This window comes from Streptomyces xanthii (assembly GCF_014621695.1).
In the GTDB taxonomy this organism is placed as follows: domain Bacteria; phylum Actinomycetota; class Actinomycetes; order Streptomycetales; family Streptomycetaceae; genus Streptomyces; species Streptomyces xanthii.
Genome location: NZ_CP061281.1, coordinates 4,044,221 through 4,061,077 on the forward strand (window position 1 = coordinate 4,044,221; position 16,857 = coordinate 4,061,077).

Consider the following 16,857-nt stretch of genomic DNA (forward strand, 5'->3'; position numbering starts at 1 on the left):
CGGTCGCGAAGGGCCGGAGCTACGGCGAGGCCTCCAGGGACGGGGGTGTCATCGGGCGGACCGAACCGCCCGCCCAGCCCAGGACACCGAGCACCAGGAACGCGCCGAGCAGCATCTTCGCCGAGGCGCCCAGGAAGAGCGGCCGCGTCCCCGAAGGCCCCCGGACCACCCCGATCGCCGAGTCCACCGACCCCTGGTCGCCGAACAACCGCTTGGGGTACGCCGAGGACAGCAGCAGCACGTACGCCCCGACCCGCATCCGATAGCGCAGCACCGCCGCACTCGCCCCGAAGAGCGGCAACGGCATCCGTCCGAGGGCCAGCACCACCAGCCACGTCACGAACGACACGGCCCACCACCCGGCCGTCACCAGCGCGCACACGAGCGCCGCGGGCAGCACGAGCGGCAGCCGGAACAGCACGGCGAACCGGTTCAGCGCCGAGGAGTGCAGCCGCACCTGCACCGGGTAGCCGAAGGGCCGTTCCAGGGCGAACGGCGGCAGCCGGTCCGTGAGCAGCATCGCCGACGCCGACAGCCGTGTCTCGTAGCCGAGGAAGCCCGCGAGCCAGCGTTCCAGCCGGTCCGGCGCCCGGCCGATGAGCAGCGCCCCGCACCAGGCGGCCACGACGACGGGCACGGAGACGAGCGACAGCACGACGAGCACCACCGCGTGCGGCAGCAGCAGGAGCAGCCGGAGCAGCACGGTGAGCCGGTTCTGCCGGCCGGGCGGCGGCACCTCGAGTTCGGGGAGCGGTTCGGCGCCGGGGACGAGCGGGACCGTGCCGAAGCCGGGAGACGTGGACATGCCGCAACTGTGCACAGCGCCGCAGGTCACGGCATCCGCTCGCACCCGTTCAGGTGGCGGCCCGCCCGGAGCCAGAGGGCGTTGCGGGCACAACTCCCTTATGTCGTACTGGAGTTGAGGGCGCGGAGCAGGAGTGGCGTGGCCAGCAGGAGGACTCCGGCGACGGCCAGTGCCGTCCGCGTCCCGGTCAGCGCCGCGAGCGCGCCCCAGGCCAGGGTCAGCGCCGCCGTCACCGCCTTGCCCGTGACCGTCCAGGCGGACAGCACCCGGGCCACCCGGTCCGGCTCCGTGCGCCGCAGCCGCTCCCCGGCGAGCACCGGGTTGAAGACGCCGCAGCAGAAGATGAGACCCAGCTCGACGGCCATCACGGTGAACAGGCCGCCGGTCCCGGTCCCCACGAACGCCAGGCCCAGCGGCCAGCAGGCGCGGGCCGTGCCGCTGACCCGGAGCACACGGTCCGCCCCGTACCGCCGGACGAGCCGGGGCGTCAGGCGGGAGCCGAGCAGGCCGCCCAGGCAGGGCACCGAGAAGGCGAGGCTGTACTCCCACACGGGGAAGCCGAGTTCGCGCAGCATCAGCACCGCCATCAGCGGGGCACCGACCATGATCAGAGCGTTCACCAGGGTCGTGTTCAGGAACAGGGCCCGCAACTCGGGCCGCCGCCACAGATACGTCCAGCCCTCCGCGATCTCCGCCCGGCTCAGCGCCTTCCCGCCCCGCGCCGGCTCCGGCTCCGGGCGGCGGATCGCACGGACGCCGAGCGCCGACAGGACGTAGCTGACCGCGTCGCCCACGATCGCGGTCAGCGGCCCGAACACGCCGATCGCCGCACCGCCCAGCGGCGGCCCGAGCGCCGTCGCCGTCCAGGTCGTCGACTCGAAGCGCGCGTTGGCGAGCAGCAGCCCCTCCGCCGGGACCAGCGCCTTCAGATGGGCCCCGCTCGCCGCGCGGAAGACGATGTCGGCGGTCGCCACGACCACCGAGACCAGGACCAGCTGCGCGAACGTCAGCGCGTTGAGCACGTACGCGAGCGGCAGCGTCAGCAGCGCCGCGCAGCGCGCCAGGTCCGCCGCGATCATCACGGGGCGCTTGCGGCGGAACTCCACCCACGGGCCCAGCGCACCGCGAGCAGCGCCCCGACCGCGATCCCGGCCGCCGCCAGGAACGACACCTGCGCCGGGCTGCTGTGCAGCGTCACCACCGCGATCAGCGAGAACGCGTCCAGGGCCAGCCAGCTGCCCGCCGTGCTCACCGCGAACGCGGCCCACAGCCACCCGAAATCCCGCCCGAGCCCCGCCCGGGCCCGCTCTGTCCCTGTCGCCACCCGGCGATCCAACGCCCCGTGCGCCCCGCCCGGCAAACAACCGCCGGGCCGATCCGTACAACCCGTGGTTGTATGAACAGGGTGGACCTCGAAGCCGTACGCACCTTCGTCGCCGTCGCCGACGAGGGACAGATCCAGATCGCCGCGCAGGAGCTCGGCATCACCCAGCAGGCCGCCTCCAAGCGCATCGCCGCGCTGGAACGGCGGCTCGGCGTCCGCCTGTTCACCCGGACCCCGCGCGGCGCCCGGCTCACCCTGGACGGCCAGACCTTCCTGCCGCACGCCCGCGCCCTCACCGAGGCCGCCGACCGCGCCGCCGCCTCCGTACGCCCCGGCAGCCGCCCCCTGCGCGTCGACGTGCTCGGCACCAACCTCATCACCAATGGTCTGCTCCACGACTTCCACCGCGACCACCCCGGCGTCCCCCTCGACGTCGTCGCGCTCGGTGACGGCCGGGCCGCCCTCGAAGGCGTGCGGGACGGCGGGCTCGACGCCGCGTTCTGGGTGTCCCGGGTGCCCGACCGGCGGCTGCCGCCCGGGATGAGCGCCGCCCGCGTCGTCGACGAACCGGTCGTCCTCGTCACCGGCCCCGCCCACCCGCTCGCCGACGCGGCCGAGGTCACCCCCGGCGACCTCGCCGGGCACCGACTCTGGATGCCGGGTCTCGCCCCGGGCTCCGAATGGGCCGCGTACTACGCGCAGTTGGCGTCCGAGTACGGGCTGACCATCGACACGGGCGGCACCAACCTCGGCGGCGGGCACCTGCTGCGCACCGTCGCCGACGCGCCCGACGTCGCCACGCTCATGGGCACCCGCACCCCGCTCGTGCGCCCCGCGGGCATCGAGCTGCGCACCATTCCGGTACGCCGCCCCACCCCGCTCTACCCGCTCGCCCTGATGTGGCGCGACGACAACCGGCACCCTGGCCTCGCTGCCCTGCGCACCGCCCTGACCGCCGGCTACCGGCCCCCGGACCCGGCCGCGCACTGGCTCCCCGACTGGGCGTGAGCCGCGGGCCGTGGCAGCGGGCGGGCCGTGACATTTGTACGGGTGAGCCGGGGACGCTTCGCTCTGCCGGACACCCCCGCCTACCGGCCAGGATCGGTGGTGTCGGAGCACGGACACCACACCAGCGGCACCGGGGGACAGGCCATGACCACGTACACGGACTCGGAAACGCGCACGGACACGGACACGGAAACGCGCACGGGCGCCGAGTCGCACATGGAGAAGGGCGGTGCGGACGCCCGCTTCGAGGGGCTGCCCGCCTGGTACTTCCCGATCATGGGCTGTCTCGCCGGGGTCTTCGACATCGCCCGCGTCCACCCCGCGCTCTACGCGGTGATCCCGGTCGTCCTAGTCCTCAACCTCGCGCTCTCCCTCACCGTCCTGCGCACCCGGATGCGCCTGATGAAGGCCCTCTGGAAGAACAAGCGCACCCGGCTCCTCGCCCTGGCCCTGCTCGCCCTGCGCCTGCTGATCCGACTCGGGCTCGGCGCGCTCGGCTTCTCCCTCGGCACCGCGACCGGCGGCGTCGTGGTCGGCGTCCTCATGGGCGTCCTCGCGACCGCCATGGCCTGGGGCGACCAGTGGCTGATCCTGCGCACCCTGCGCCGCACCGCCACCGCCACGGCCTGAGCCCTACTCCTCGCCCGCCGGCTCCTCCTCCGGAGGCTTCTGCGCCGAACGGCGCTTGCGGACCTGCCACATCCGGAACCCGGCCGCGAGGACGATCAGCCCGACGCCCGCCGCGACGACCACGATCGCGCCGGTCGACACCGACGTCACGTCGACCTCGAACGTGATCGGATCGCCCCACGGCTTGCCGTCGCTGCGGGTGTAGAGCTGCGCGGTCAGCTCCGCCTTGCCGTTGGCGCGGGCCGTCACCCCGATGTGCGTCGTGTGGTTCGCGGAGCCCGCGGCCTGCACCGCCACCGCCGGGTCGTTGACCCGCAGCCGCTCCGAGTCGCTGGACGTGACCCGCAGTTCGAGCCCCGCGACCGGCTGCTGGAGCGCGTTGTCGACGGACACCGGGATCTGCGCGTCGCCCGACGTGAGCGTCACCGTCGTCTTCGGCACCAGGCGCAGCGAGGCCACCGACGCCGTCAGGAAGTCCGTCGTCCGCTCCTGGAACGCCTCCTGCTCCGCGGCCGGCCGGCCCCGCCAGGCCGTGGACAGCGCCCGCGCCATCGCCGCGTGCACGGACTCCGTCGTGGCCCGCGGGTCGGCGAGCACCTTGGAGAGCGTCGCGAGCCCGTCCAGATCCCCCGCGGCGGCCGCGAGCTGCCGCGCCGACAGCTGCTTCGCCCGCAGCGCGGCCGGATACTCCGCGCTCGACCCGGCCGTCCCGTCCACCGCCTCGTTCCCCGCCGAGCGGAGCGTCTCCAGCTCGAGCCAGCCGTCCTCGCCGCCCGCGTCGAGCGCCGCGGCGAGCGTCCGCGCCCCGCGCCCGGACAGTTCGCGGGGCGGTACGACGACGTGGTGCGAGCCGGTCCGCAGCTGCTCGGACAGGTCGGTCACGGCGCCCTCGTCGGGCTTCTCGGCCTCGCTTCTGGACGACTCGCTCTTCGACGGGCTCGGAGAGGCCCTGGACGCGTCCGGGCTCGGCGACCCGCTCGCGGACGGTGCCGCCGACGGGCTCGGGGAGGCGGTCGGCGACGGACGCTCCGGGTCCTTGATCGCGGTGAGCGCCTTGGTGACGGCGGCGTCGTAGGGCAGCGCCGTCAGCGCGTCGTCGCCCTTGCCGAGGGTCACCGGGTCGGCCTCGTCCGGGTCGAGCCCCTGCCCGGAGGTGAGCATCCGGGTCACGCCGAACCGGGTGCCGAGCGCGGTGATCCGGCGGTCGAGCGCGCCGTCCGCCGGCCAGCCGAGCCCGGCCCGGCTGCTGATGCCGAGCAGCTGGTCGACCTCGGTGCGGGCGCCGCTCGCGAGTCCCGTCACGGCCTCCGTCAGGTCGTCGCGGTCCGGCCCGGGGTGATGGGCGAGCGAGGCCAGGTCGGGGTCCGCGTACGGCAGCAGCCACACGTCGTGGCCGTCGACGGCGTCCTTGAGCGCCGCGAGCCAGGCGCGGGCGGCGCCCTGCCCGGTGCCGCGGACGCTGTCCTGCGGGTTGCTGGAGCCGTCCGGGCCCGCGACCCGGTAGCCGTCGGCCATCTCGTGCGCGGCGATCACCAGGTCCGGGTCGACGACCCAGTTGACGTCGTGGCCCTTGCCCGCGTCGACGACCTCGCGCAGCCGCCCGCCCTCCGCGAACAGGCCCGCGAGCGCGTCGTCGTCGAACACCGCCTGCGCGGTGGGGCCCGCGCCGAGGGACGCCGCCGTCAGGTGCGGGGGAGCGGTCACCGGCCACACGACGGCCGCCCGCAGCGGGTCGTCCTCGGAGTGGTCCGCCGCGCGCGCCTGCGGCCCCGGCAGGGCCGCGGCCCCCAGCACCACGGCGGACACGACCAAGGCCCGTGCCGCCGCCCCGTATCCCGCTGCCGCCATCCCGTCCCCTGCCTTCCCTGAGGCCTTTCCCTGAGGCCCTTGTCCGAGGCCCTTCCTTGCGGCCTCGAAGCCCTGTGGCCCTTCCTTGAGGCCCTTGAGGCCTGAGGTAACACCGTGCGGCGGACCGTCGCAGGTACCGCGCGCGGGCGGCGCGTCGGCGCCGGACCCGCGCTCAGAGCGCCGCCGGCTCCAGGTCCGCACCGATCCGCAGCAGGTTCCCGTCCGGATCCACCAGGGCGAACTCCCGCATCCCGTACACCGTGTCGTCCGGTTCGACGAGCCGCGGCGTCGCGTACGGGTCCGCCGGCGGGCCCGCCTTCCGCCACTCCTCGTACAGCGCGTCCACCGTCCGCGCCCCGCCGTCCAGCCGCAGGTACGCGGCGTGCGCACCGGCCAGCGGGTCGGTCTCCGGGGCGTGGAAGAAGTGCAGTTCGACGGTGTCCCGTACGAGGATCAGATAGCCGTCGTCGGGGTGGTGCCCGGCGACGGAGAACCCGAGGCCGGCGTAGAACGAGGCGGTCGCCGTCAGGTCACGTCCGGGCATGACCGGTGCGACGCGGCCGGTCAGCGGGGTGCGGGGCATTCTGGCTCCCAGGGGCGCTCGGCGGGGCGGCCGATGTCGCCCGATAGAGTGCGGCTCCCGGCGCGGTCGCGCTTGACGCCCGCGCCGGTGACGTGTCCCTCCCGAGCATGACGCACCCCGTACGAGGTACCAGGCAATGACTGCGCCGATACACCCCCCGGTGACGGTCGTCGGGATCGGGGCCGACGGCTGGCCCGGACTGCCCGAGACCTCGCGCGCGGCCCTGCTCGACGCGGAGAGCGTCCTCGGCGGCGCCCGCCAGCTCGCCCTGCTGCCCGACTCCTGCACCGCCGAGCGTGTCCCGTGGCCCACGCCGCTGCGGCCCGCCGTGCCCGGACTGCTCGCGGAGCGCGCCGGACGCCGGATCGCCGTCCTGGCCAGCGGCGACCCCATGTTCTACGGCATCGGCCGCACCCTCACCGAGACCGTCGGCGCGGCCGCGCTGCGGATCCTGCCGCACCCCTCGTCCGTCGCGTACGCGTGCGCGCGGCTCGGCCGGCCCGTCGAGGACACCGAGGTCGTCACGCTGGTCGGCCGCCCCGCGGACCGGCTCGCCGCCGCGCTGCACGACGGCCGTCACGTCCTCGTCCTGTCGGCCGGCGCCGACACCCCGGCCCAGGTGGCGGCCCTGCTCACCGACCGCGGGTTCGGGCCCAGCCGCATGACGGTCCTGGAACAGCTCGGCGGCGAGGCGGAGTCGGCGCACGAAGGCGTGGCGGAGTCCTGGGACCACGCCCCCGGCGACCCCCTGAACGTCATCGCGATCAGCTGCGTCCGCGCGCCCGGGGCCCTGCGCCTCGGCGCCGTCCCCGGACTGCCCGACGAGGCGTACGAGCACGACGGCCAGCTCACCAAGCGCCACGTCCGCGCCGCGACGCTCGCCGCGCTCGCCCCCGCGCCCGGCGAGACGCTGTGGGACATCGGCGGCGGCTCGGGCTCGATCGCCGTCGAATGGCTGCGCACGCATCCGTCGTGCCGCGCGTACTCGGTGGAACGGCACCCGGAGCGGGCGGCCCGCATCGAGCGCAACGCGGCGCGGCTCGGCGTGCCGGCCCTGACGGTCGTCCACGGCGCGGCGCCCGCCGCCCTGGCCGAACTCCCGTCCCCCCACGCGGTGTTCATCGGCGGAGGCCTCACCGTCCCAGGCCTCCTGGACGCCTGCTGGGAGGCGCTGGCCCCCGGCGGCCGTCTGGTGGCCAACACGGTCACCCTGGAATCCGAAGCCCTGCTGACGCAGTGGTACCGCCGTCACGGCGGCGACCTGACGAAGCTCTCGGTCGCGCACGCGGTGCCGGTCGGCGGGTTCACGGGTTGGCGCCAGTCGATGCCGGTGACGCAGTGGTCCGTGGTCCGTAACGAGAACCGAGTTGAGGAACGATGACCGTCTACTTCATCGGGGCGGGCCCCGGCGCTGCCGACCTGATCACCCTGCGCGGCGCCCGCACGCTCGCCGCCTGCGGCGTCTGCCTGTACGCGGGCTCGCTCGTCCCCCGCGAACTCCTCGCGGAGTGCCCGCAGGACGCCCGCCTGGTGGACACCTCACAACTCGATCTCGACGCGATCGAGCGGGAGTTCGTGACGGCGCACGAGGCGGGCCTGGACGTGGCCCGTCTGCACTCGGGCGACCCGTCGGTGTTCAGCGCGGTGGCCGAGCAGATCCGCCGCCTCGAAGCCCACGGCATCCCGTACGAGATCGTCCCCGGCGTCCCGGCGTTCGCGGCGGCGGCGGCCGCCCTCAAGCGCGAACTGACGGTCCCCACGGTCGGCCAGACGGTCGTCCTGACCCGCATCGCCCAGCAGGCCACCCCGATGCCCCCCGGCGAGGACCTCGCCACCCTGGGCAGGAGCGGCGCCCTCCTCGTCCTCCACCTCGGCGCCCGCTACGTCGACCGCATCGTCGGCGAGCTCCTCCCGCACTACGGCGCGGACTGCCCCGCGGCGGTCGTCGCGTACGCCTCCCGCCCCGACGAACTGGTCCTGCGCGGCACCCTCGGCGACATCGCGGCCCAGGTGAAGGACGCGGGCGTCCTGCGCACCGCCGTCATCCTGGTCGGCCGCACCCTGGCCGCCTCCCAGTTCCGCGACAGCCACCTGTACTCGACGGAGCGCGACCGGCACGTGTGCTGAGCCGGCGCCGTCAGTCGACGCCGGCCGACTCGGCCGCCGACGCGAAGGCGAGGATGTCGGCGGCCGCCTCGCGCAGGGTGCCGAAGTGGCGGTGCACGCCGTCCACCGGCGCCGGGGTGTTGACGCCCCACACCGTCATCCCGGCCCGCAGCCCCGACCGCACGCCGGACGGGGCGTCCTCGACGACCAGGCAGTCCTTCGGCTGAACACCGAGCCGCTCGGCGGCGAGCAGATACGGCACGGGTGACGGCTTGCCCTCCTCCACGGCGGCCGCGTCGACCACGACCTCGGGAACGGGCAGTCCCGTCCGCGCGAACCGTCCCCGCACCCGGTGCTCGTAGTTCGACGTCACGAGCGCCCAGGAGCCGGGGCGCAGGGCGTCCAGCAGTTCCGAGGCGCCGTCGAAGGCCGTGTAGACGCCGGTGCGGACGTCCTCGTCCTCCAGTTCGTGCAGGGCGGCGAGGCACGCCCGGGGATCGCGGCCCGGAGCGACCTGCGCGAACGTCTCCAGCGGCCGCGTCCGCAGCGCCACCCGGTAGACCTCGTCGGGGTCGAGCCCGTACCGCTCCGCCCATGTACGCCAGACCAGCCGCTGATTGGCCAGGGCGTCGATCAACGTGCCGTCGACATCGAACAGCACGCACCTGCCGGCACCGCCCGCTCGGGATTCATCCATCACGCCGGCGATCCTGCCATCAGGCCTCCTGGTCAGGCACAGGGAGTGACATGCCGTCCGGCCGCCACCCGGGCCGGTTCCACGGCGGCGAGGCGCGTACCGAGGGTGACCAGGGTGAGGCCGAGGCGGGTGCGCAGACCGGTCCTGAGCCCGGCCGCGCGGCGGAACTCGGCGGCCTCGGAACGGAGTTCGGCGGCGTGAGTCTCGTGCGCGTACGCGTGGTGGACCTGTTCGGGTGTCATGGCGTGGGGTCCTCTCCGGGCGGCTCGGCGGTGACGTCGGTGGGGAACAGGTGCGTGTGCAGACGGACTTGCTCGGCGCGGGGATCGTCTTCGCCCTGACTCGCCCGCCAGTACTCCTCGACGACCTGGTTGAGCCGCTCGCCGAGTTCGCGGCTCTTCTCCGGGGTCAGGCGGAGGGTGTAGTCGCTCATGTCCGAGGCGGCGATCCATTCCTCGGAGAGGGTGTGCCGGGTGGCGATGAAGGTCGACAACTCACTGGTGTGGCGGTCGGCGACGGTGTGCAGATAGACGTCCGCGGCGCCGCGGACCGCCGGGTCCGGATCGGTCATCAGGGTCTCGTCGACACGGATGCCCTGGATCGCGGCCCGCCACCAGCGCTCGCGTCCCTTGCCGCGCTCCGGGTCGTCCTCGACGAAGCCGTGCGCGGCGAGCTGGCGCAGGTGGTAGCTCGTCGCGCCGCTCGACTCGCCCAGACGCTCGGCGAGTTGGGACGCAGTGGCCGGCCCGTCCGCCCGCAGCGACTGCAGCAGGTGCATCCGCAGGGGATGCGCCAGGCCGCGGAGCGAACGGGCGTCAAGGGTGCGGACCTTGTGGCCGGGGACCGGCTCGGACGGGTTCGAGGAGTGCGGGGGTGGGGTGGGCTGCTCGGGCATGGCTCCACCGTAGAGTTACAAAGGACTCTTTGCAACAGGTTCTTTGCATGGATTTCTTTGCAGAGAGTTCTTTGTAGAGGCCTCCGGCAGGGCTGTCACGTTCAGCCGTCAGCCGTCAGCCGTCAGCCGTCAGCCGTCAGCCGTCAGCCGTCAGCCGTCAGCCGCCGCTCGTGCCGCGCGCGGGCGGCCTCATGCGCGTCCCGGAGAAGGGAGAGGGCCCGATGCGTCGTGCGCTCGGCCGGGTTCACGACGCAGATCCAGCCCTGGGCGGCGTACACCGGGTGGGGCAGGACGACGTCGACGGCGCTGTGGTCCGGGTCGACCGGCAGGTCGGGGGCGGGAGCCGTGCGGGCGACCTGGATGTTCAGGCGCCAGCGGTCCGGGGTGTCGAGGCCGGAGGCGGTGTCGCCGGGGTAGTTCTTGGTGACGATCGTCGCGTAGGGCTGCGTGTGCGCCGGGGGCCGGCCGTCGGGGGCGTAGAAGAAGAACGCGTCGCCCCACGCGATCTCCGGGGTGCCGTCCCCGGGGGTGGGCAGCTGCACGTGCGCGCCGTCGAAAGCGTGCACCTCGGCGATGATCCGGTCCATGCTGGTGGTCGTCATGACTCAAGCTTCCGCTTCAAGTGCTTACGTGGGGTTCGCGCGCCTGCGGACCGTCGACGTCGCCCGCGCCACCGGGTACTCCGTGCAGCAGGTCCGGGACCTGGAACGGCTGGGCGTGCTCCCGCCGGCGGCCCGCGAGGGCAACGGCTACCGCGTCTACACGGACACGCATGTACGGGCCCTGCACGCCTACCGCGGCCTGGCCGAGGCCGTCGGGCCCGTCGAGGCGCGGCGGCTGCTCGCGCGGCTGTGGACCGTGTCTTTGGAGGAGTCGGCCGCGACCGTGGACGCGCTGCACGCGGGGCTCGCGCGGGAGCGGGACGAGGTGCTGGCCGCCGAGCGGGCGCTGGAGCTCGTGGAGGCCGAAGTCCACAGAGCCGGTTTCGAAGGCGAGGTGGAGGCGGTCGATTCCATGACCATCACCGAGCTCGCCCAGGCGCTCGGGGTGCGGCCCTCCGCCCTGCGCTTCTGGGAGGAGCAAGGGCTCGTCGTGCCCGAGCGGGTCACCTCACAGCGGGCCCGGCGCTACGGTCCCGTCGCGATCGGCGCCGCCCGCGTCGTCGTCGCGTTGCGCGGCGCAGGGCACCCGATCCCCGCGGTGCGGGACATCGTCGCCGCCCTGGACCGCGTCGAGGGCCGGGCCGGGGCCCGCCGCGCGCTGGACGACCGGCGCCGCGCCCTCGCCGTACGTTCGGTCGCGCTGCTCCGGGCGAGTGCGCACCTCGTGGCGGTGATCGAGGGCGCCGCCACTCAGGACTGACCAGGCCCCCGCAAAGCACTGCGCCCCACCACGTTCCCCGCGCGGTCGATGCAGATCACGTCCACCGTCACCGGGGCCCCGCGCAGGACGGAGAGGGCCTGGTCGCGGGCCTCCGCCGCGACGAGGTCGCCCAGCGGGACGCCCGCCGCGTCGCACAACTGGAGTGCCGCGAGGCCCGTGTTGGCCTCCGCGATCTGTTCCGCCAGTTCCGGGGACGCGCCGCCCCGGGCCGCCAGCGAGGCGAGGAACGGCTTGTCGACCTGGGAGCGGGCCGAGTGGAGGTCGAGGTGGCCCGCCGCCAGCTTGGAGAGCTTGGCGAAGCCGCCGCAGATGGTGAGGCGGTCCACGGGATGGCGGCGGACGTACTTCAGGACGGCGCCCGCGAAGTCGCCCATGTCGAGCAGCGCGTCCTCGGGGAGGGCGTACTCGCGGATCACCGTCTTCTCGGACGTGGAGCCCGTGCAGCCGGCGACGTGCGTACGGCCCGCTGCCCGCGCCACGTCGACCCCGCGCCGGATCGAGTCGATCCACGCCGAGCACGAGTACGGGACGACGATGCCGGTGGTGCCGAGGACGGAGAGGCCGCCGAGGATGCCCAGGCGCGGGTTCCACGTGGAGCGGGCGATCTCCGCGCCGTTGTCGATGGAGATCGTGATCTCGACGTCCCCGGAACCGCCGTGCCGGGCCGCGACCTCGGCGACGTGCGTGCGCATCATCTCGCGGGGGACCGGGTTGATCGCCGGTTCGCCGACGGCCAGGGGGAGCCCGGGGCGGGTCACCGTGCCGACGCCGGGTCCGGCCCGGAACACCACCCCGGAACCGGCCGGAAGCTCCCGCACCGTCGACCGCACCAGTGCCCCGTGCGTGACGTCCGGGTCGTCGCCCGCGTCCTTCACGACCCCCGCCGTCGCACTGCCGTCGGTGCCCCGCTCCTCCACCGCGAGCGCGAACGCCGGCGTCTGCCCCTTGGGCAGCGTGATCGTCACCGGGTCGGGGAACTCGCCGGTCAGCAGCGCCGTGTACGCGGCGGTCGTCGCGGCCGTCGCACAGGCCCCGGTCGTCCAGCCGGGCCGCAGACCGGTGTGCTTGAGTTGGGCCCCGCGCCCGCCCTTCGGCTCACCCGGGCCGGCCGATTCAGACATGGAGCTCCTCGATGCACGTACTCGTTCTCGGTGGGACGACGGAGGCCCGTGAACTGGCCGGGGCCCTGCACCCCCTGCCCGGGCTCCGCGTCACCAGCTCGCTCGCGGGCCGCGTCGCCGCGCCCCGGCTGCCCGCCGGTGAGGTGCGGATCGGCGGCTTCGGCGGTCCGGAGGGCATGGCCCGGTGGATCCGCGAGAGCGCCGTGGACGCGGTCATCGACGCCACCCATCCCTTCGCCGAGACGATCAGCTTCAACGCGGCCGAGGCGGCCGCCACCGCCCATGTTCCCCTGCTCGCCCTGCGCCGGCCCGGCTGGGTGCCGGGCGCGGGCGACGACTGGCGGGAGGTCGGCTCCCTGGCCGAGGCGGCGCGGGCGGTCGCGGGCGCCGGGCGGGTCTTCCTCACCACGGGCCGGATGGGTCTCGCCGCGTTCGCCGGGGTCGACGACGCCCACTTCCTCGTACGGTCCGTGGACGCGCCCGAGCCGCCGTTCCCGCCGCACATGGAGGTGCTGCTCGACCGGGGCCCGTTCACCCTCGAAGGCGAGCGGAAGCTGCTGGCCCGGCACCGCATCGACGTCCTCGTCACCAAGGACAGCGGCGCCGCCGCCACCGCCCCCAAGCTGGCCGCCGCCCGCGAGGCCGGCATCCCGGTCGTCGTCGTGCGCCGCCCGCCGACCCCGGACGGGGTGCCGGTGGCGGCCTCGGTCGCCGAGGCCGCCGACTGGCTTCAGACGCGGTCCGCCGGCGCCGTCTCCGGGTAGCGGCGCGGCGTCCACGCGATCGTGCGGCCGTCCCCGCGCACCGTCGCCTGCGTCTGCGACGAGCCGACGATGAGCAGGGTGCGCATGTCGACCACGGACGGGTCGAGGTCGGCGAGCTTCACCACGCGCACCGACTCCTCCGGGCCGCCCACGTCCCGGGCGAGGACCACCGGGGTGTCCGGCAGCCGCAGTTCGAGCAGCAGCTCGCGGGCCTTGCCGACCTGCCAGGTGCGGCTGCGCGAGCCGGGGTTGTACAGCGCCAGGACCAGATCGGCCGCCGCCGCCGTGCGCAGCCGCTCCGCGATGACCTCCCACGGCTTGAGCCGGTCCGAGAGGGAGATCGTCGCGTAGTCGTGGCCGAGCGGGGCGCCCGCCTTCGCGGCGGCGGCGTTCGCGGCGGTCACCCCGGGCAGCACCCGCACCGGCACGTCCGCGTACGCGTCCTGCGCCGCGACCTCCAGGACCGCCGTCGCCATGGCGAAGACGCCCGGGTCACCGCCCGACACGACCGCGACGCGGCGCCCGCGCCGGGCCAGGTCGAGCGCGAACTCGGCGCGCTCCGACTCCACCTTGTTGTCCGAACCGTGCCGCGTCTGCCCCGGCCGGTGCGGCACCCGCGCCAGGTACGTCGTGTAGCCGACCAGGTCGTCGGCGTTGGCGAGGGCGCCGCGCGACTCGGGCGTCAGCCACGGCGCGCCCGCGGGACCGGTGCCGACGACGACGACCTCGCCGCGCTCCGGCGCCGGGTCCTCGACCGGTGCGGCCTCGATCCGCGACGGCAGCACGGCCACCGAGAAGTACGGCACCGACTCCGGGTCGATGTCCGCGAGGCGGCCCGTGCGCTCGCCCGCCATGAACGCCCGCTCCACGTACCGCGCGTCGTCGAGCCGGCCCGCGTTCTCCACCGCCGAGCGCACCTTGGTGAAGGTCCGGCCCAGCTTCATCACGACCGCCGAATCGGCCGCCGCGAGCCGGGCGTTCAGCTCGTCCTCCGGGAGCGTGCCCGGGATGACGGTGAGCGTCTCCTTGTCCTCGCACAGCGGTTCGCCGAGCCGGGCGGCCGCCGCGCTGATGGACGTCACACCGGGAATGACCGTGGTCTCGTACCGGTCCGCGAGGCGCTTGTGCATGTGCTGGTACGAGCCGTAGAAGAACGGGTCGCCCTCGGCGAGGACCGCGACCGTGCGGCCCGCGTCCAGGTGCGCGGCGAGCGTCGCCGCGGCCTCCGCGTAGAAGTCGTCCAGCGCGCCCCGGTAGCCGCCCGGATGGTCCGTGGTCTCGACCGTGAGCGGGTACATCAGCCGCTCCTCGATCTGGCCCTCACGGATGTGCTCCGCGGCGATCGAGCGCGCGATGGAGCGGCCGTGGCGCGCGCAGTGGTACGCGATGACATCGGCGCCGGCGATCGCGCGGACCGCCGCGACCGTCATCAGCTCCGGGTCGCCGGGCCCGAGCCCGACCCCGTACAACTTGCCTGCGGTGGAAGGGGAGTTGGTGTCGCTCATGCCTGGATCTCCTCCTCCGTCGCGATAGCGTTCAGGGCGGCGGCCGTCATGGCGCTGCCGCCGCGCCGGCCGCGCACGATCAGGTACTCGAGGCCGAGCTCGTTCACCGCGAGCGCGTCCTTCGACTCGGCGGCGCCGACGAAACCGACCGGGATGCCCAGCACGGCCGCGGGGCGCGGCGCGTCGTCCTTCGCCAGCATCTCCAGGAGGTGGAACAGGGCGGTCGGCGCGTTGCCGATCGCCACGACCGCGCCGTCCAGCCGGTCCCGCCACAGTTCGAGCGCGGCGGCGCTGCGCGTCGTGCCCAGGTCGGCGGCGAGCGCCGGGACGCGCGGGTCGCGCAGGGTGCACAGCACCTCGTTGTCGGCGGGCAGACGCTTGCGGGTGACGCCGCTCGCGACCATGTGCGCGTCGCAGAGGATCGGCGCGCCGGCCCGCAGCGCGGCGCGGGCCTTCGCCACGACGCCGGCCGAGTGGCCGATGTCCTGTACGAGATCCACCTGGCCGCAGGCGTGGATCATGCGGACCGCGACCTGCGCGACGTCGGCGGGCAGCGCGGCGAGGCCGGCCGCGGCCTCCGCGCGGATGGTGGCAAAGGACTCGCGGTAGATCGCCGCGCCGTCCTTCTCGTAGTCATACACGGGGTTCGGCTCTTTCCTCGGTCGTTCGGTACGTGCCGTCGGGCAGCGCGGTTACGTCCAGGTACGGGCCGGCCGGGTGACCGCAGCGGCGCTCGCAGCCGGACCAGTAGGTGGGGAGGGTGGGGTGGCGGGGCTCGGCGTCCCGGCGTACGTCGGTACGGGACTTGGCGCAGCCCGGGGTGCCGATGCACGCGCCGAGCCTCGCCTCGGGCGACGTGGGGTCCGTGATCAGGCCGGCCGCCGCCAGTGCGGGGCGGTCGGCGGGCCCGGCGCCGGGGACGACGACGGTCCGCCAGGGGGTCATCCGCAGTTCCCTCTGCGGGAGGCGCCAGGCGAGGTCGGTGAGGGCCGCCCATTGGTCCGGGGTGAACGATCCGAAGGGGGCCGTCGCGATGAGGGGGGCAGCGCCGTTGGTGGTGGTTGGTTCGTCGCCGGGTGACGCGTGCGTCGTGGCTGGTCGCGCAGTTCCCCGCGCCCCTGAGGTCGCACTTCGTGCGCCCCAGGAGCGGCGGGTCACCTCATCAAGCCCCTCGGGGTCCCCCCGGACGAAGTCTGGGGGAGATTGAGGAGCGGGGGCCGGGGCGGAGCCCCCGGGGGTGCTCATGCGCAGCCCCGCCGCCATCAAGTCCCGGGATATCAACTCGGCCAAGGGCGCGCCCAGTTCGGCGACCCGCCAGACCCGACGTCCCGTCACTTCCGAAGCAGCCGCCAGGAAGGACTCGGCCGCGATCACCGCCGCCCGCGCCGCGTCCTCGTACCGCACGACGAACTCCGCGTCCGCGACGACCAGTTGGGCCGAGCCGCCGTCGGGGAGGCCGCGCAGCAGCACATCCGGCCCGAGCGAGGAGACGTCCCCGCGACCGTCGTCCAGCGCGAAGAGGAAACGGCCCGACAGACCCGGCGTCACCGAGCTGGCGCACAGCGCGGAATCAAGCCCGGTCAGCCAGGGCCGCACGTCCACGAAGCCCGCGCCGTCGAGCCCCGACAGCGGCGAAGCCACCACGTTGCGGACCCGCTCGTGGAGCGGCGACGGCAGCAGCCCGGCCTCGCCGAGCACCTCCGCCAACTCCCCGCCGCACCCGTCCCGCAACCCCCGCAGCTGCACGTTCCCGCGCGAGGTGAGGTGCAGCACCCCGTCCCCGAGCCGCCCCGCCGCGTCCGCGAGCGCCCGCGCCCGCACCGCGGTGAGCACCCCGCCCGGCACCCGGACCCGCGCGAGGAATCCGTCGTCGGCGGCGTGCAGCCGCAGCGCGCCGGGGCAGGCGTCACCCCGGGACGTACCGGACGTACCGGGACCGAGGGGTATGGGGGCGGGGGACATGCCGGGGAGCATACCCATCCCCACCAGCGCTCCCGCTGTGAGCAGCGTCCCGTATCGGGCTTCCCGCCCGCCCCGTACGATGAGCGGCGGCGGTCCCGTCCGGGCCGTCACATCGCCAGCGACGGCGACAGGGGAGGAAGCCCGGTGCGATTCCGGCGCGGTCCCGCCACTGTGAGCCCCCACCGGGGGCGAGCCAGGAACTCCCGCCGTCAGTAACCACCCGGGG

The 16,857-nt window shown here is 74.6% G+C and carries 17 protein-coding genes, 1 pseudogene and 1 riboswitch; of the genes and pseudogenes, 6 read left to right on the top strand and 12 right to left on the bottom strand.

Annotated elements, in window-relative coordinates; translation table 11 throughout:
* Positions 1-19 precede the first annotated feature (19 nt).
* The gene (locus IAG42_RS18370) at positions 20-805 is read right to left on the bottom strand and encodes a DUF4389 domain-containing protein (protein ID WP_223206056.1); all 786 of its coding nucleotides are present in this window, start codon (positions 803-805) and stop codon (positions 20-22) included.
* 98 nt (positions 806-903) lie between these two features.
* Positions 904-2,129 (bottom strand): annotated as a pseudogene (locus IAG42_RS18375) (MFS transporter).
* Positions 2,130-2,210: 81 nt separating this feature from the next.
* On the opposite strand from IAG42_RS18375, the gene IAG42_RS18380 reads away from it, so the two are divergent.
* Complete coding sequence (locus IAG42_RS18380) at positions 2,211-3,137, top strand: LysR family transcriptional regulator (RefSeq protein WP_188341459.1); 927 nt, start codon at positions 2,211-2,213, stop codon at positions 3,135-3,137.
* Positions 3,138-3,236: 99 nt separating this feature from the next.
* Complete coding sequence (locus tag IAG42_RS18385; RefSeq protein WP_188338065.1) at positions 3,237-3,767, top strand: hypothetical protein; 531 nt, start codon at positions 3,237-3,239, stop codon at positions 3,765-3,767.
* Positions 3,768-3,770: 3 nt separating this feature from the next.
* Here IAG42_RS18385 and IAG42_RS18390 read toward each other — a convergent pair whose 3' ends face one another.
* Together IAG42_RS18390 and IAG42_RS18395 are read right to left on the bottom strand one after the other, a co-directional pair.
* A complete protein-coding gene (locus IAG42_RS18390) occupies positions 3,771-5,615 on the bottom strand; it encodes a DUF6049 family protein (RefSeq protein WP_188338066.1) in 1,845 nt (614 codons plus the stop codon).
* Between the two features lie 172 nt (positions 5,616-5,787).
* Positions 5,788-6,198, bottom strand: a complete 411-nt coding sequence (locus IAG42_RS18395) for a bleomycin resistance protein (protein WP_188338067.1) — start codon at positions 6,196-6,198, stop codon at positions 5,788-5,790.
* Positions 6,199-6,334: 136 nt separating this feature from the next.
* Here IAG42_RS18395 and cbiE point away from each other — a divergent pair, with 136 nt between their 5' ends.
* Both cbiE and cobM read left to right on the top strand, forming a co-directional pair.
* Positions 6,335-7,579, top strand: coding sequence for a precorrin-6y C5,15-methyltransferase (decarboxylating) subunit CbiE (gene cbiE / locus IAG42_RS18400; RefSeq protein WP_188338068.1), 1,245 nt, complete (start codon positions 6,335-6,337; stop codon positions 7,577-7,579).
* Complete coding sequence (cobM, locus tag IAG42_RS18405) at positions 7,576-8,325, top strand: precorrin-4 C(11)-methyltransferase (RefSeq protein WP_188338069.1); 750 nt, start codon at positions 7,576-7,578, stop codon at positions 8,323-8,325. Before cbiE ends, cobM begins: the two co-directional genes overlap by 4 nt.
* Before the next feature lie 10 nt (positions 8,326-8,335).
* On the opposite strand, the gene IAG42_RS18410 is transcribed toward cobM, so the two are convergent.
* The 4 genes from IAG42_RS18410 to IAG42_RS18425 form a co-directional block, all read right to left on the bottom strand.
* Positions 8,336-9,001 (bottom strand): HAD family hydrolase, encoded by a 666-nt coding sequence (locus tag IAG42_RS18410; RefSeq protein ID WP_188338070.1) that lies wholly within the window; start codon positions 8,999-9,001, stop codon positions 8,336-8,338.
* A gap of 32 nt (positions 9,002-9,033) precedes the next feature.
* Complete coding sequence (locus tag IAG42_RS18415; protein WP_188338071.1) at positions 9,034-9,243, bottom strand: hypothetical protein; 210 nt, start codon at positions 9,241-9,243, stop codon at positions 9,034-9,036.
* Positions 9,240-9,896, bottom strand: a complete 657-nt coding sequence (locus IAG42_RS18420; protein WP_188338072.1) for an ArsR/SmtB family transcription factor — start codon at positions 9,894-9,896, stop codon at positions 9,240-9,242. The genes IAG42_RS18415 and IAG42_RS18420 overlap by 4 nt, the downstream gene beginning before the upstream one ends.
* Before the next feature lie 143 nt (positions 9,897-10,039).
* Positions 10,040-10,483, bottom strand: coding sequence for a DUF6194 family protein (locus IAG42_RS18425; protein WP_188341461.1), 444 nt, complete (start codon positions 10,481-10,483; stop codon positions 10,040-10,042).
* A gap of 43 nt (positions 10,484-10,526) precedes the next feature.
* Here IAG42_RS18425 and IAG42_RS18430 point away from each other — a divergent pair, with 43 nt between their 5' ends.
* Positions 10,527-11,258, top strand: coding sequence for a MerR family transcriptional regulator (locus IAG42_RS18430; protein ID WP_223206057.1), 732 nt, complete (start codon positions 10,527-10,529; stop codon positions 11,256-11,258).
* Here IAG42_RS18430 and IAG42_RS18435 read toward each other — a convergent pair.
* Entirely contained in the window at positions 11,249-12,400 is a 1,152-nt protein-coding gene (locus IAG42_RS18435) for a cobalt-precorrin-5B (C(1))-methyltransferase (protein ID WP_188338073.1), read from the bottom strand. The two genes, IAG42_RS18430 and IAG42_RS18435, sit on opposite strands and share 10 nt — an antisense overlap.
* An 11-nt stretch (positions 12,401-12,411) precedes the next feature.
* Here IAG42_RS18435 and IAG42_RS18440 point away from each other — a divergent pair, with 11 nt between their 5' ends.
* Entirely contained in the window at positions 12,412-13,164 is a 753-nt protein-coding gene (locus tag IAG42_RS18440; RefSeq protein ID WP_188338074.1) for a cobalt-precorrin-6A reductase, read from the top strand.
* Here the strand turns inward: IAG42_RS18440 and IAG42_RS18445 are convergent.
* From IAG42_RS18445 to IAG42_RS18455, 3 genes are read right to left on the bottom strand one after another with little or no spacing between them, the layout of a single operon-like run.
* Positions 13,131-14,669 (bottom strand): precorrin-2 C(20)-methyltransferase, encoded by a 1,539-nt coding sequence (locus tag IAG42_RS18445; protein ID WP_188338075.1) that lies wholly within the window; start codon positions 14,667-14,669, stop codon positions 13,131-13,133. The genes IAG42_RS18440 and IAG42_RS18445 overlap by 34 nt on opposite strands.
* Positions 14,666-15,310, bottom strand: coding sequence for a precorrin-8X methylmutase (locus tag IAG42_RS18450; protein WP_188338076.1), 645 nt, complete (start codon positions 15,308-15,310; stop codon positions 14,666-14,668). The genes IAG42_RS18445 and IAG42_RS18450 overlap by 4 nt, the downstream gene beginning before the upstream one ends.
* Positions 15,303-16,631: a cobalamin biosynthesis protein CobG gene (locus IAG42_RS18455; RefSeq protein ID WP_223206058.1), complete on the bottom strand. Its 1,329-nt coding sequence runs from the start codon at positions 16,629-16,631 to the stop codon at positions 15,303-15,305. Before IAG42_RS18455 ends, IAG42_RS18450 begins: the two co-directional genes overlap by 8 nt.
* A 133-nt stretch (positions 16,632-16,764) precedes the next feature.
* Positions 16,765-16,834, top strand: a riboswitch (cobalamin riboswitch).
* The last annotated feature ends 23 nt before the right edge of the window (positions 16,835-16,857 follow it).